This is a genomic window from Kineosporia sp. NBRC 101731, from assembly GCF_030269305.1.
Lineage (GTDB): Bacteria > Actinomycetota > Actinomycetes > Actinomycetales > Kineosporiaceae > Kineosporia.
This window is the reverse complement of the sequence record NZ_BSTC01000013.1, coordinates 145,111-160,467: the sequence shown is the minus strand read 5'-3', so window position 1 is coordinate 160,467 and position 15,357 is coordinate 145,111. Positions and strand designations below refer to the sequence as shown.

The 15,357-nt window shown below is 62.6% G+C and carries 11 protein-coding genes; 10 read left to right on the top strand and 1 reads right to left on the bottom strand.

The features are described 5' to 3' along the window. The first annotated feature begins 49 nt into the window (after positions 1-49). The 3 genes from QSK05_RS28860 (at position 50) to QSK05_RS28850 (ending at position 1,720) form a co-directional block, all read left to right on the top strand. The gene (locus QSK05_RS28860) at positions 50-310 is read left to right on the top strand and encodes a hypothetical protein (protein WP_285600515.1); all 261 of its coding nucleotides are present in this window, start codon (positions 50-52) and stop codon (positions 308-310) included. Positions 311-814: 504 nt separating this feature from the next. After that, positions 815-1,225 carry a hypothetical protein gene (locus tag QSK05_RS28855; protein WP_285600514.1) on the top strand — a complete coding sequence of 137 codons (411 nt, stop codon included), beginning with the start codon at positions 815-817 and terminating at the stop codon, positions 1,223-1,225. 30 nt (positions 1,226-1,255) lie between these two features. Then, positions 1,256-1,720 (top strand): hypothetical protein, encoded by a 465-nt coding sequence (locus tag QSK05_RS28850; protein ID WP_285600513.1) that lies wholly within the window; start codon positions 1,256-1,258, stop codon positions 1,718-1,720. 141 nt (positions 1,721-1,861) lie between these two features. On the opposite strand, the gene QSK05_RS28845 is transcribed toward QSK05_RS28850, so the two are convergent. Then, entirely contained in the window at positions 1,862-3,286 is a 1,425-nt protein-coding gene (locus tag QSK05_RS28845; protein ID WP_285600512.1) for a Fis family transcriptional regulator, read from the bottom strand. A 450-nt stretch (positions 3,287-3,736) separates the two neighbouring features. Here QSK05_RS28845 and QSK05_RS28840 point away from each other — a divergent pair, with 450 nt between their 5' ends. The 7 genes from QSK05_RS28840 to QSK05_RS28810 all read left to right on the top strand — a co-directional run bounded on the left by QSK05_RS28840 (position 3,737) and on the right by QSK05_RS28810 (position 15,319). Beyond that, on the top strand, positions 3,737-5,749 hold the full coding sequence (locus QSK05_RS28840; RefSeq protein ID WP_285600511.1) for a hypothetical protein: 2,013 nt from the start codon (positions 3,737-3,739) through the stop codon (positions 5,747-5,749). A 26-nt stretch (positions 5,750-5,775) separates the two neighbouring features. Continuing rightward, a complete protein-coding gene (locus QSK05_RS28835; RefSeq protein WP_285600510.1) occupies positions 5,776-7,413 on the top strand; it encodes a class I SAM-dependent DNA methyltransferase in 1,638 nt (545 codons plus the stop codon). Beyond that, entirely contained in the window at positions 7,406-8,620 is a 1,215-nt protein-coding gene (locus QSK05_RS28830) for a restriction endonuclease subunit S (protein ID WP_285600509.1), read from the top strand. The genes QSK05_RS28835 and QSK05_RS28830 overlap by 8 nt, the downstream gene beginning before the upstream one ends. Further along, a complete protein-coding gene (locus QSK05_RS28825) occupies positions 8,617-11,886 on the top strand; it encodes a type I restriction endonuclease subunit R (RefSeq protein ID WP_285600508.1) in 3,270 nt (1,089 codons plus the stop codon). Before QSK05_RS28830 ends, QSK05_RS28825 begins: the two co-directional genes overlap by 4 nt. Next, a complete protein-coding gene (locus tag QSK05_RS28820) occupies positions 11,865-12,401 on the top strand; it encodes a hypothetical protein (protein WP_285600507.1) in 537 nt (178 codons plus the stop codon). Before QSK05_RS28825 ends, QSK05_RS28820 begins: the two co-directional genes overlap by 22 nt. A 603-nt stretch (positions 12,402-13,004) precedes the next feature. Beyond that, the gene (locus QSK05_RS28815; protein ID WP_285600506.1) at positions 13,005-14,330 is read left to right on the top strand and encodes an SNIPE associated domain-containing protein; all 1,326 of its coding nucleotides are present in this window, start codon (positions 13,005-13,007) and stop codon (positions 14,328-14,330) included. Beyond that, the gene (locus QSK05_RS28810; RefSeq protein WP_285600505.1) at positions 14,327-15,319 is read left to right on the top strand and encodes a hypothetical protein; all 993 of its coding nucleotides are present in this window, start codon (positions 14,327-14,329) and stop codon (positions 15,317-15,319) included. Before QSK05_RS28815 ends, QSK05_RS28810 begins: the two co-directional genes overlap by 4 nt. Positions 15,320-15,357 lie beyond the last annotated feature (38 nt).

Genomic DNA, 15,357 nt, shown 5'->3' with positions numbered 1-15,357 from the left:
TCGGTAGGGTTCGCGCCTTAAGGCATCGTCGCAGCGGAGGGGCGCCCTGGTGTCACGGATTGACGAGCTCGCAGAATTGATCAGCGGTGTGGCCAGCAAAATCGATGAGGCCACAGCCGAGGCGACCGGCGCTGCCCAGGAGGCCGAAGAGATCGCCACGGCCGCCGAGGCGCTGGGGGCCGAATCCATGGTCGAAGGCCTGCGCCTGGCCAAGGAGCAGCTGGAGGCGTTGGCCGACGCACTCCAAGGCGCATCCGACCGGGCCGGCGAGATCCAGGCTCTGACCTTGAGCGTGGCCGAGGGGACTTGAAGAGAGCGGGCTACGCGTCCTTCGGCTCCCGTCCCTGGGAAAAATGAGAAGACAGGGAAACCGAGCAAGCGGCAGCGGCTGGCCGACTTAGCAGTCCAACAGGCAGGAGACGTTGGTGACGCCGTCACCTACTTCGATCACGTCGTCAAAGCCTCACACGATGGCTTTCGAAAGCTGCCCGACCCACCGACTGCTACCCAGACCGAGACGCGCACAGCCGGATCCCCGCCCAGCATCTCGCCTGCACAGGCAACAGGCACTGACGTCCCGACCGCAGCCAATGCAATCCTGGCCGCAAGCGTGCTCTTCCTCCGAGGCAAGTATGCTGGTCAGCAGATTCTCCGGGGCATCACCGCCCCGGAGCCTGATGCCGGACCCGAGGTACGTTCACCGAAGAATCCTCATCCATAGAGGGCCCCTGAGTGAGTACGCTCGCCGCAGGGTCCATCCAGGCGTTGAAGACTACGCACCAGAATTCTTTCGCAACTTCACACGAGGGTCTGAATGTCTGACGATGTGATCAAGAAGTACCTCCGCCTGGTTCTTGGAGTCGATGGAGCACCCACCGTGGGCCCCTCCGACCTCGACGTCAAAACATCTATTCTTGCTAGTCTCGCAGCGTTGTCCGTGGCGCTGGAGAAGGTTCTCCCCGACGACGCCCAGCGAGAGCAGATCAGCTCGCTCGTAGCGCAGATCCGCGAGACGTGGGTCAAGTCCGATGCTCTCAACCCGGTTCTTGCCGAACGCATCATCCTGACTCTCCAAGGCCAGGACGGACTGATAGACGATGTTCCCGCGGCCGAACTGGCCACAGCCGAGAACCTCATCACTTATGGAATTCTCCACGAGACCGGCACTACCGGGGACTCTTTCGAAGCCTTCCTCGACGACGTCATCCAGTTTCTGAATGACTGACCGAGTCCGCTCCAGGAGGACGAGAGCGACATGGCCGAAAGCCACCATCGGCTAGACCATCTCGTCACGATTTCGCTCGCTTTCGACACGGAAAAGTTGGAGTCCGCGTTCGAAGAGGCTCCTTGGCCAAGCGTCGTGTCAGCGCTCACGGGAGCCTTCACAGCGGCCGCCCAGTGCGCCACGAGAACGATGGACGACCCAGCGAGACACGACTTCTTTCGCCGAGTCGCTGCTTCGTCCAACGGCGAGGTCCAGGCCTGGATGGTTGATGCTGCCTTTCGGCTCATCGACGGCGATCCCGATACCCTGGCAGGCATCAAGTCGGACGCCATGACAGCAACTCTCATCGACGGGCTTCGCCTTCTGACCACCGATTACCTGACGTCCCAACAGGCTCAGGAGCTCCTACCTGTCGCCCTTGAGCAAGCTCATCAGCTCCAGCCGATTCTGGACGCACTTCCGATTGAACAAAATTCGCTCTCCGAACTCGGGTAAGCCACTCGTCGTCGATTTCGTTCACCCACGCACTGAGGAAATCGCAGGCAATTCGAGTTAGGTGAAATGTCTGAGATCATTGAGGACGTCGTTGCCCAGTCGGTAGGAGCAGTTGTCAGCATCATCTTGCTTCCTCCAGGATCATGCCGGGTTCAGCATGTCCAGGGTCCGGGGGTATGTCCCGAAGACCTCAACCGATTCACCTTCGGCCTGGGCAAGACCGGCCAGTGCGCCCTGGGCCTGCGTGAGCAGGCGGTTGAGCCCTGTCTGGATGGTCGAACACTGCCCTTCGATCTTGTCTGCCCCCTTGCGGATCGTGCCGGCAGCCTTGTGAATCTCGTCGATCTTCATGAGCAGGCCCAAGGCCTCGGTGATCTTCTCCTCGGCGGTCTGCACGTTTTCGACGTCCCGACGGGAGCTGGCCGAGATAGCTGCGACTCGGAGGATCTGGACGACGGTGCGCAGGAGCTGCGGATCGTCGGTACTGGGCTCGAAGGCCATCACGATCCGCCGGGAGCCGATGCAGCGAATGCTGTGCCCGCCATTCTGCGCAGTGCTCGGCACCAGACCCAGGGAGGCGGCAGCCTCACGGTTGCGTTCGGCCTCGTCGAGGTAGTCGTTCCAAGCGGTCCGGTTCGAGTCGCTCATCTCCAGCACCAGCCGGGCGAGGCCGCCATTGACGACCAGCACGCCATCGCCCTTCTTGCTCCGGGCCACAACCCCGACGGTGGCTCCCGTGTTGGTGTACTCGTCACCGAGGCCACCAGCGATCTCCTCCATCACCTGGTGCACAGCATCGGCGTAGGTGTCACCCTTGAGCGGCGTGACCTTGGCCAGCTTTTCCACCGATTCCTTCGCCGAGGTCGAAACCTTCACTGCTGTCGTCAGCTCGTCGACCTTGGCGACCAACGCCAGGTGGTTCTTCTCCAGCTCAGCGTTCAGCGCTACCTGCTGCTCCTGAAGGGCTTTCGTGTGCTTGGCCATCGGTGACGTCGGATCGGTCGGGTCGAACTGCCGGGCCGCCTTGGCCAGCAGCGTCTGGGTCTGCTCGGTGCTGCGCGTGTCCAGCTTCTGCCCAAAGGCCTCGAGCAACGGTGCCAGCCGATCGACCAGTTCCGGCTGCTCGCCACCCACGAGGCGCTGGATTTCGGCGCGCAAGGCCTTCGATGCCTCATCCACATTGTCGGAAAAGGCCTTTCGCGTCTGTTCGCTCGCCTGAGTGATCTGCTTCTTCGTCTCCTCGGAGACCTTCTGCAGGGTGTCCGCAACCTGGGTCACGGTCTCGCTGGTGGCCTCGGCGGCCCTGGTGGTGGCCTCGCTGGTCCGGGTGCCGACTTCACTGACCAAGCGCTCGAGGTCGAACTTCTCCTGGGTGCCGCCGGCCGAGGTGATGGCGTGGGCGCCGATCAGGAGTGCCTGGTTGACGAACCGGGAAAGGTCGGCACCGGTCATTTCCGAGGCGGTAATGGCCTCGCCCCGACGACCGGTCGACCAGCGCAGTGCCTCGGTGACGACAGCGGGATCGGTGACGGTCAGTTCACGGATGATGACGGACGAGGTGGTCATGTCGTACGAAACGCTACACAGAGACTGGTCAGTGGTGATCAACATCGGGGCTTACCTCCGAGGTGAGGCGCCTGGTAGATGGCCGGTCGGCCGAAGAGTGGGCGCATTCACAGAATGACCGCCCACCAGGCAATATTCGACTCATTCGCTGATAACGAGGGTTATCAAGAGATCGAAAGAATTCTCACCGGATCTTGGCTACAGTTCCACTACTGAACGCCGCAGGAACCGCACGGTCAGAACATGAAGTGCACCTCCCACACGGCAAGGGCAAGAACCGAGGAGAAGGGATGCGACATGGCGCCTGAAATGCTGGAGCCGACGCTTGACTCCCCGGTGTACCAGAAAACCCCCCTCCTGGTCTCTATGTCCGAGATAGCGGTTTTTGCGAAGGTGAAGCGGCCCGTGGTCTCTACGTGGCGTCGGCGGCACCCGGACTTCCCTCAGCCCGTGGCAGAAAGCGCAGGCAGGCCGCTGTTCGACGGTGAGCAACTGGTCGACTGGCTGATCACCTCCCGGCTGGGCAACGCGGACGCTCAGGAACTGCAGTCCGAGCTTGCCCTGTTCGGCATCGCCGGGCTGCGAGACCGGTTCAGCCCCTGGCAGTTGATCGAAACGCTGGGCAGTCTGCTGTGCCTACGTCACCTTGGTGGCCGCGCTCTGGCCGACAGCGGCGAACCTGCCACGCCAGAGCCTGACGACGCTGCACTCTGGTCGGCGCTCCTGCATCGCGCGGAACGCATGGATCCTGACGACGAGTTCGTCCTGCGTGAGCTGCGATCCGTCGACTCCACTGCGGCGGTGCTCGCCCGCGTGGCGGAAGACCTGGTCGAAGCCGCCTACAGCGAACGGGGTGCGTACGAATGGCTGCTCGCCAACCGCAACCGGCTCGGCCTGGACGTTCTGGCCAATGACGCGCTCGCCCCCGAACTACGGCGTCTGATCACCCAGCTCAGCGACTCCCGGACCCGGCTGGAGCAGGGCGAAAGGCTCACCCTCGCCGATCCTTACGCGCGCGTTGGTGACCTGCTCGCCGCGCTGCTCGACGAGGTGGAGAACCGCGCGCAGGTGACTGTGCTGGCTGCCGACCCCGACGAGCGGATGGCCCGCATCACTCGCCGTCGCCTCCTGCTGGCCGGCGTCAGCGAACTTGACCTCGACGTCCAGACTGGGTCAGACCTGGAGGAACGTCTCGCCGACCCGGATCTCGTCGTCACCCAGCTTCCCTACCAGCCAGGGGAAGACCGCTCGATGTTCAGGGCTCTGTCCGGTGTCGAGAAGGTCGCCGATGTTCTCCGTCCGGGTTGCACGGCCTTCGTGCTGGGGCCTGCTAGCGCGCTCGTCGACCAACTCAAAGACACGGATGCCTCCAAGCTTCGCGCTGCCCTCCTACGTAGCGGCATCGTTGAGTCTGTCATCGCCCTCCCCGGTGGTGTTCTCCCGTTCCGCCCCGGCTACCGGCCGGCGCTGTGGACACTCACCCGCAATCCAGTACCGGCAGCAGTGGGCAAGGTGTTGCTGGCCGACATCAGTGCCGAGTCTCTCACCGAAGAGGTGCGGACAGCACTCGCCGAGGATTTGCTGCTCTGGCGGGCCGAGGGCTTCCGAGCCCTCGACGGCCATGATCCCCGTTACGGCCGTGTGGTTTCCGTTGCCGAACTGGACCGTGCTTTCGGCCGCCCGCTGACTCCACCCGGGCCACCGGCCACCGCGTTTTTGACCCGGAAGGTCATCGAACGCCCGGCCCTGATCGCTGAGGCCGAAGCCCATCTGGAGCGGGTCACAGAACGGGCCCGCTCCTATCAGGACGCCCGTGGCCCCTACCGTGGTGGCGTTCTCGGGCGGGTCGGTCGGCTGCCCCGGCGGACCACCCTCGGTGAGTTGATCACCGAACGCAGGGTGTCTCGTCACCCCGGCCATCGGGTCGAAGAGCAGCACATCACCGAAGGCGGCCATCACGTCGTCCTCGGTCCGGAGGAGCTCATTGGCAGTCGAACCGTTGGCGCACGCCGCATCGACCGGATGGTGCTCGCCGCCCAGTACGAGCGCGTGACGCTCACCGAGCCCGGTGATGTCGTCTACACCCTCGCACCCCACCTGGGCCTGTACGTCGATCACGACGGCTTCTGCGTGGTTGCGTTCCCGGCCCGCATTCTGCGCGTCAATCTCACCGCCGATCGTCCGCTGACCCCGCGCGTACTGATCGCCCTGCTCGGAGCGGCCCGCGGCACCCGTCGCAGCCCGAGTGCTGTGCGCCCCGCCCGCCGGATCGAGGATTATCAGATCCCCGATCTGAACCCGGACGAGGTCAGCAACTTTGACGCACTGCTGGCCGAGATCGAACGCAGGGAGAGCTTGCTACGAGCCCAGGCCGATGCTCTGGCCGAGGCACGCGCCCTGACCACCGCCGGCCTGGCCGACGGCACTCTCACGCTCGACCCCCAGACCAGCCACCTGACGTAGCCACCGAACAACTGGAAGAAGGAACGATGCCTCCCCGCAAACGTGCCGGAGCCGCCGGACAGGGCGAACTGCCCGGTGTATCCAGTCCTCAGGAAATCCAGGACATCCTGTGGAAGGCCGCAGACAAACTCCGTGGCTCCATGGACGCCGCCCAGTACAAGGAGTTCGTGCTCGGCCTGGTTTTCCTGAAGTACGTCTCTGACGCCTTCCTCGAGCGCCGCGAAGAGCTGGCCGCCGACCCGGAGCTGGCCCAGATCCCCGAACACCGGCGCGCACAGTTCCTGGAAGACAAAGACGAGTACACCGAGAGGAACGTCTTCTGGGTACCCGTGACCGCCCGCTGGGACTACATCTCGGAGAACGCCTCCAGCGCCGAGGGCGGCGTGGGCAAGCTGCTGGACACGGCGATGGACGAGGTGATGAAGGCCAACAAGACCCTCACCGGCGTTCTGCCGAAGATCTTCAACCGCGACAACGTCGACCAGAAGCGTCTGAAGGAACTGGTCGACCTGATCAGCGACGCCCGCTTCACCGGTCATAAGGACCGGCCGGCGCAGGACGTTCTCGGTGAGACCTACGAGTACTTCCTGGAGAAGTTCGCCCGGGCCGAAGGCAAGCGAGCTGGAGAGTTCTACACTCCGGCCAGCGTGGTCCGCCTGATCGTCGAGGTGCTGGAACCTTATGAGGGAAGGGTTTACGACCCGGCCTGCGGTTCGGGCGGCATGTTCGTACAGAGCGGCAAGTTTGTCACCCAGCGACGAGGCAAAGACCACACGCATGACCTGGCCATCTACGGCCAGGAGGCGAACGAGCGCACCTGGCGCCTGGCGAAGATGAACCTCGCCATCCACGGTATGGACCCTAAGGGCGTGGGCGATCGCTGGGCTGACACGTTCGCCGACGACAAGCTGCCCGACCTCAAGGCCGACTTCGTGATGGCCAACCCGCCGTTCAACATGTCCGACTGGGCGCGGAATACGAACGACCGGCGGTGGCGATACGGCACCCCGCCGCAGTCGAATGCGAACTATGCGTGGCTGCAGCACATCATCTCGAAGCTGGGAGATCGGGGTAGCGCGGGTGTGGTGCTGTCCAACGGTTCGATGTCATCAAAGCAGTCCGGTGAAGGGGAAATTCGCGCAGCCATGGTCGAGGCGGACCTCGTCTCGTGCATGATCGCGCTGCCAGCCAATCTCTTTCGTACGACGGCGATCCCGGCTTGCCTATGGTTCCTGACCAAAGACAAGACTCCGCAAGGTGCGAAGGCATTAGCCGACCGGCGCGGACGAGTGCTGTTCATCGACGCGAGGTCGATGGGAGTCATGATCGACCGTACAGAGCGCATCCTCACCGAAGCGGACTTACAGCAGATCTCCGATACGTATCATGCATGGCGGGGGACGAAATCTGCCAAGGAAAAAAATCTTTCATATGAAAACATACTTGGCTACTGTCACAGTGCCACGCTGCAGGAGATCGAGAAGCACGGCTACTTGCTGACGCCTGGACGCTATGTAGGAGCCATCGAAATTGAGGAGGATCCTTACGCAGAGCCGTTGGGGGAGCGAATTGCTCGATTGACCAAGGAGCTCCTCACGCAGTTGGACGAGTCAGCGCGCTTGGACGCAGCGGTGCGGGATAAGTTGGGAAGAATCGATGGCTGAGCAAAAACTAACAATAGCAGATCTAATTAAGACTGGCGAAATGGTCGTTGGTGATGGCTATCGAACAAAAAAATCAGAGCACGGCAAACCTGGGCTTCCCATTCTTCGTGTTGCAGAAGTGCATGATGGTGAAATAAGGCCGGAGTTCTCGGATTATGTCAGCAACACGTACCGCTCGGCCATGGGAGCGAAGGTTTCTAGAGAAGGAGACGTCGTTCTCACAACCAAGGGGACTGTCGGGCGGGTTGCAATTATTGCGAACAATTTTCCAGAATTTGTTTATAGCCCTCAGGTATGTTTCTTTCGGGTGTCCAGAACGGCGCGAATAGAAGCCAAGTATTTGTATTACTGGTTCAAGACTTCAGAGTTTTGGAGACAGGCACGTTCCCGAAAGAGCCAAACCGATATGGCTGACTATCTCAATCTGTCAGACGTTCGTTCGTTATCTATAACTCTTCCGGACCTCCCTCGGCAGCAGTCTATTGTCGGGATACTTGGGACCCTGGACGAGAAGATTAAAAGTAATGAAAAGATTCGTGTGACCATGATGAGTCTTGCTCATTCCTATTACGAAACTGCCACCATGAGTATTCACCCTGAGCGAATCGGCGATGTGGCTCTGGTCTTTGATGGACCGCATGCTACGCCGCGGAAAACCGAGTCTGGCCCCTGGTTTCTGAGTATTAGCAGCCTTAAGAACGGCTATCTAGACCTAGCCGAATCCGCACACCTCTCAGAGGAAGACTTCCTGGTCTGGACTCGTCGGGTGCAGCCTCGGGCTGGAGATGTGCTGTTTTCGTACGAAACGCGTCTTGGTGAAGCAGCTCTTATGCCGCCTGGCATTAAAGGTAGCCTAGGGCGCCGAATGGCTTTGCTGCGCAGTCGTTCTGAGTCGGTCAGCGGCGCACTGTTACTGCATGCATATATCAGTTCCGCATTTCAAGATGAACTAAAAAGCCGCACCGTCTATGGGGCTACCGTCAATCGGTTGCCTTTGAAGGAGATGCCGAATTGGCTAATTACGTTGCCTTCGCAGAAGGATCGAGAGAGGCTCTCAAGAATGCTTGAATCCATGCACGCACGCATGGTCCAGACAGCGGAAGAGAACCGCGCGTTGGTCGAACTCCGCGATGCTCTTATTCCCCCACTCATGTCCGAAAAGCTCCGCGTCCGGGACGCCGAGCGCATCGTGGAGGACGCCGTATGACCAGCCGCAGCGACCGGACCGACGAGCACGACCCTCCAGCTGGGCTCGAAGGCAAGATGACCGAGGCCACCTGGGAGCACCTGACCCTGGACGAACTCGCCGAGCTGGCCTGGGCAACCAAGCATGGCAAGGATCTCACCCCGGGCGCCGGTCCTCGCCGGGACTGGGACGACCTGATCCTGCATAACGAACTGCAGGCAGCCATCGAGAAGCTGAACCCGGAGCTGTCGGCATCTGCGGTCCACGAAGCGCTCCGCATTGCCGCCGACCCTGCCTCGCGCGAGGCGTACCCGGAGAACCGACAGGCCCACGCGTATCTAACTGCAGGTATTCGGCTTTCGTACCTGGACGAGTTCGGGGCCGAGCAGACCCCGACTGTCCGCCTCATCGACTTCGCCGAAACCGACGCGAACAGCTACCTCGCCGCCAGCCAGGTCATCGTCCGAGACGCCAGTGGCAACCATCGCCGCTTCGACGTCATCCTGTACGTCAACGGCCTGCCGCTGGCCATCATCGAGCTCAAGAGCGCCGCCAACGAGCACGCGACTCTCGCCACCGCGCACGCTCAACTCCAGACGTACGTCTCGGAATTCCCGATCGCGTTCCGCTACAACGTGCTCTGTCTGGTGTCGGATGGCATCACCGCCAAGTACGGCACGATCTTCACCCCCTACGAGCACTTCGCTCCCTGGAATGTTGACGATGCGGGCGAACCCATCGACACCACAGCGGCCGACTACGACGGCCTGGAAGCGCTGAGCCTTTCCCTGCACGGGCTTTTCACGCAAGACCGGTTTCTTTCTCTCACCCGGAACTTCGTCAATTTCACCCCACCGGAGCCGGGCGAATTCCTCTCCGGCAAGCGGATTGCCAAGCCGCACCAGTACTTTGCGGTTCACAAGGCGGTGGATGCAGTCGTCCGAGCCTCGCGTAGCAACGGTCAGGCCGGTGTGGTCTGGCACACGCAGGGAGCGGGAAAGTCTGAGGAGATGGTCGAGACCGCTGCACTCGTCTCCCGGCATCCTGCCCTGAACAACCCCACCATCGTCGTCATCACCGACCGCAACGACCTTGATGACCAGCTCTACGACACCTTTCAGGACAGCCGGATCCTGCTCGGTCAGGAGCCCCACCAGATCACGACCCGCGAGGAACTGCGCACCAGCCTGACCATCCGCAACGTCGGCGGGATCATCTTCACCACCCTCCAGAAGTTCGGCCTGAGCAAGGAGGAGAAAGAGGCCAGCAAGGCACACCCGCTTCTGTCCGAGCGCCGCAACATCCTGGTCATGGTCGATGAGGCACACCGCTCCCACTACGACAGCCTGAACGGGTACGCCCGGCACCTGCGGGACGCGCTTCCTTATGCCACGCTGCTTGCCTTTACCGGCACACCGATCTCCACGGCAGAGGTCAATACGCGCGCGGTCTTTGGCGAGTACATCGACGTCTACGACTTGAAGCGGGCAGTGGACGACGGGGCCACAGTGCGAGTCTTCCATGAGCCGCGGGTCATCGATGTGTCTCTCCCGCCCGGAATCGACCCGGACACGATCGACGAGCTGGCCAACGCCCTAACCGAGGGTATGGACGATGCCGAACGCCGCCGGGCCATCTCGTACGCAGCGACGATGAACACGGTGTACGGCGCACCTGAGCGGATCGCGACCTTCGCCGGCGACCTGGTCGCTCACTGGGAGACACGCCGGGAACTGGTCAAACCCGATATCGGCGGACCCGGGAAGGCCATGATCGTGTGTGCCACCCGCGAGATTTGCGTGCGGTTGTTCGACGCGCTCGCCGAGCGCCGGCCCGGATGGGTGGGCAAGGCAGCCGACCAGGGCGTCATGAAGATCGTTTTTCACGGTGACCCCTCCGATCCCGAGCACCTGCGCAAGCATGCCCTGCGCCCATCCCAGCAGAAGGTCGTCCAGGGCCGGGCCAAGAACCCGGACGACGAGTTGGAACTGCTCATCGTTCACTCGATGCTGCTCACCGGCTATGACGCGCCGCCGATCCACACCCTGTACATGGACCGCCCCATGCAGGGGGCCAACCTCATGCAGGCTCTGGCCCGGGTCAACCGCCGCTTCCGGGGCAAGCAGGACGGCCTTCTCGTCGGGTACGCACCCCTGACCGACAACCTGAGCAAGGCGCTGCGGGAGTACTCCGACCGCGATCGCAAGGATCAGACCCTCGGAGCAGAGATCGACCGCGCGATCACCGAGGTGAAAAACGAACTGTCAACCGTCAAAGGACTTCTGGCCGGTTGTCATTGGCGGGAATGGTTGGCCGACACCGGTCGGCCCGAATCTCGCAAACGGGCGCTGCGGCTGACATCCAACTTCTTGCGCGACCCCAAGACCCCGGGCAACAAGGTGGAACCCGGGGAGATCCCGCTGTCCGTCCGGTTCAAGGACAGTGCCGCTCGGCTCGACCGTTTCTACCGCGTCTGCTCGATGAGCCGCGAGATATCCGAGCGCTGCGAGGATCTGGCCGACTGGCGCAGTGACATTTCGTTCTTCAGCGAGGTGCGCGCGTGGATGGTTAAGCTGGACGCGGCCGATCGGGAGGCGAGCGGGCAGCCGCTGACCGCCGAGGTGCAGCGGTATCTCCAGGCACTGGCCGCCTCGGTTGTTGACGCAGACACCATCACCGACCTGTACGAGGAGGCGGGAATCGGTCGGCTGGATATCACCCGCCTCAACGAGGCTCATCTGCGTAAGCTGGAGAACTCCGAGACCCCGCACCTGGTCACCGAGGCATTGCGGCGCCTGATCGAGCAGAAGATGCGGGAAGTGACGAAGCACAACGTCGTCCGGAACGAGAGCTTCTCGGAACGTCTGAACAAGCTGATGCAGCGGTACATGCTTCAGCAGCTCACCAGCGCGCAGGTCATCGCCGAACTCGCCGCACTGGCCAGGGAAGTTTCCGCTGAGGCCCGCCGCGGTGAGCTATTCGACCCGCCGCTCAACGAGGCGGAGCTGGCCTTCTACGATGCGGTAGCCCACCGCGACATGGCCGAGTTGATGGAGGGAGGCCAGGACGTGCTCGCCACGATCGCCCGAGCCTTGGTCGCCGACATCCGGAAAAACCTTTCCGTCGATTGGCTTTCCCGCGAGCCGGTCCGGGCCAAGCTCCGCACTCGCATCCGCCGCGTCCTGGCCACGTTCGACTACCCACCGCAGGAAGAGGACGAGGCAGTCGACCTGGTTCTCAAGCAGATGGAGGTCATGGCAGCGCTGTGGGCGCCGAGCTCGAAGTAGGTGGGACTGCACTCAGCTTGGTTGGCTCGCGAGCCTGCCACACGACGAGCCGCTGGGGCGCGGACCACTCTGCCGGTGACCGCGACGCGCGAGGCCAGCGCGACGCTGCTCTCAAGCTTGTGGAGAAGGCCTTGGCCCTGCCGGACAATCAGATCGAGGAACACCATCCAGCGCTCTTCTGGCTGGAGTTCGAGATGAACTCCCAGTTGACCAGTCACATCGAGAGCTCGGAAGAAGGCGAATCAAGCTGGATCACCCTCGCAGGAGCGGCGCTCTCGGAGTCCGGGGTAGTCGGAGCCTCTGCTCTTCGCTATGGCCTTGAAGACATGCTCGCGGATTTCCGGCTTCCGCAGGCCGAGGAACACCGTGTGCAGAAGCTCATCGGCGCCGCCGAGAACGTTCGACCTTTTAAGGATCTGGCCTCGTCCGAGCACCTGGCCGAAGACATTCTTGATGTGCTGCACACGCTGGGCCGACTTCGGACGCTGCACTCGGAGAATCCCAAAGAAGCGTAGCGGCAGGCGAGGCCATCAGCGGACGATGCCCAGCCGGCTCTCACCGCAGTTCATGCAAATCGAGCCGTGCCGCCACTCGGGCGCCCCGCTGTGCATGCTCCGTACATTGCCGCTCCCCCTCGGAGGCGACCTCCAAACGGCACCTCACGCGACGTCCACCATTATCACAACCGGTGAATGCACGTCGGATAAGGAGAAATCGCAGATGTGATCTTCCCGGACGCGAAGTCGGCGCACATTTGCCCAGCTATGGATACGATTCAGATGAATCACTTTTCGGTCCGGCCGTTCCCCTGACACCCGAGTCGAACCCTGATCTCTGACGGCCCCTCGTCGGTGCCGTGAAAGGCTGAAGGAGTCAGCGTGGCATCACGTTTCAACCCACCGCCGAACTGGCCGCAGCCCCCGCAGGGGTGGACTCCCCCGCCGGGATGGCAACCGGATCCAGCATGGGGTTCCGCTCCGGCCGGGTGGACTTTCTGGGTTGACGACTCTCCACCCAGTTCCTGGCCCGCTCAGCATTCCACGCCTCAGCAGGCAATTCTCCCTCAGCCCACCAACGGGCCACAGCACGCGAATGCTCCGGCACCTGCATCCGTTCCTGTGTTCGGGGCCCGCAAGCAGGCCCGGGAGCTCGGTGCTGCTCTGACCGAAGCACAGGCCGAGAACGACCGACTGCGCGAGCATCTGGAACGTCTGGGCGCCCTCGGCGTGGTAGAGCTCGAAGAACGCCGCCGTCAGATCGAACGTGAGATCGAGCAGCGTCTGGTCGACAGCGAGCACGAGCTGCGGGAATACCGGATATCGGCTGAGCAAGACCTTTCACAGCTCCAGGCGCAGGTCGAAGCCGCTCGGCGCGAACTGGAGGTCTTGCGGCAGGCGGTGGTGGAAACCGAGGAGATCAGTCTGCTCCAAGAGGCTGGCGTGTACCGCTACCGCCATCCACTGGACGACGCGGTGGCCTACAAAGCGGAACTTGCCCGGCTGCGCGACAAGATCAAGACGATGACCCTCAAAGACGGTGGGGCCGTGAGCGGTGCGGCCAACTGGACCGTGAACGGGTCCAGTGCCGAGGGCCGCAAGATGATGCGCGAGACGTCGAAAATGATGCTGCGGGCTTACAACGCTGAGGCCGACAATTTGGTGCGCGGGCTCAAGCCGTACAAGCTGGACCCGTCCGTTGAGCGGCTGACCAAGGTCATGAGCACCATCGAACGTCTCGGCCGCACACTCGAGATCACCATCTCCCCCGCGTACCACCGTCTGCGCATTCGTGAGCTGGAGCTGACCGCCGACTTCGCCGAGAAGGTCGCCCGCGAGAAGGAGCATGAACGCGAGGAGAAGGCGCGTCTTCGGGAGGAGCGCAAGGTTCAGGAGGAGATCGAGCGCGAGCGGGCTCGTCTCGTCAAGGAACAGCAGCACTACCTGAATGCCCTGGCCCGGCTCGAAAAAATGGGCGACACGCAAGCGATCGAGAAGATGCGCGCGCAGCTGAGCGAGATCGGCGCGGCGATTGAGAACGTCGATTACCGGGCCGCGAACGTCCGCGCCGGGTATGTCTACGTGATCAGCAACATCGGGGCTTTTGGGTCGCAGATGGTGAAGATCGGGATGACACGTCGGCTCGAGCCGATGGATCGGGTGCGTGAGCTGGGGGACGCGTCGGTTCCGTTCCGGTTCGATGTGCACGCGCTGTTCTTCACGGAGGACGCGGTCGGGATCGAGTCGCGTCTGCACTCCCGATTCGCGGAGCAGCGTGTGAACCGGATCAATGCGCGCCGTGAGTTCTTCTACGTAACGCCCACGCAGGTGCGCGACGAGCTGCTTCAGCTGACGGGCGGAAACCTGCTGACGTTCGAGGAGCTGCCCGAGGCAATAGAATTCCGGCAGAGCGAGACGGCTCGGCAAGGTGTCGGGGCCCCGGCGTGACGCAGACCGACATCTTCGGCCAAGGAATGTTCGACGTCACTCCTGAGGGCGGGCAACTCCAGTTCATGCTCGAGGAACAGGTCGACAGCGGCCCCTCCTCTGCTCTTTCAGACGCCAGGCAGTCCATCGACGACCTGATTCTGACGTCACGACGCTACCGGGAGTCGAAGACCTATCAGGAGTTCCTCGACTTCGTCAGTGACATGCGAGATCTGGCGCCGTTCAACGCGGCGATGGTCGACATCCAGATGCCGGGCGCCCGGCATGTGCTGTCGGCACACGAGTGGCTCGAGCAACACCGGCACGTCCCGAAACCGAACGCGCAGCCCTTGGTGATCCTTCATCCGTTCAGTCCACTCAGGGTGGTCTTCGACGTCTCGGACGTCGAACCGCTGGAGGGGGCCAGGCCGTTGCCGGCCGACCTGGTGAGTCCACTGCGGGTCCGCATGGAGCCGGCAATCGCGACCGAGCGTCTGGCCCACCTGCGCTCGAACGCGATGGCGTACGGTATCAGGGTGCAGGAGCAGGTCTTCGGTTCGAATCTCGCTGGCCGGGCAAGGCGTTCGACGATCGGCGGGACGACACAACGCCCGGGCGCACGGAACAAGGGCCCGGAGGAGGTCCGTCTCCGCTACGAGGTGACCCTGAACGGCGGCCTCGACTCCCCCACGATGTACCTGACCTTGCTGCACGAGATCGCTCACATCATGTGCGGACACCTGGGAACGGTATGCAAGGATTGGTGGCCCGATCGGCGTGGGGCGTCGAAGGAGGTCGTCGAGATCGAAGCCGAATTGGTGGCGTACCTGGTGGCTAAGCGGCAGGATGCCCTGATCGAGATGCCTCCGTACCTGGACGGGTATGTGAAGGCCGAGCGGAACATGCCGCCGATCTCTCTGGACCGGGTGCTCAAGGCGGCGAATGTGATCGATGAGCTGACCCAGCGGGGTCGGGTTGCGACCAGGGTGATCAAGAAGAAGCCATCTTGATGCGCGGGCTTCTCGTCCCAACGTTCCCGGGTTCGCTC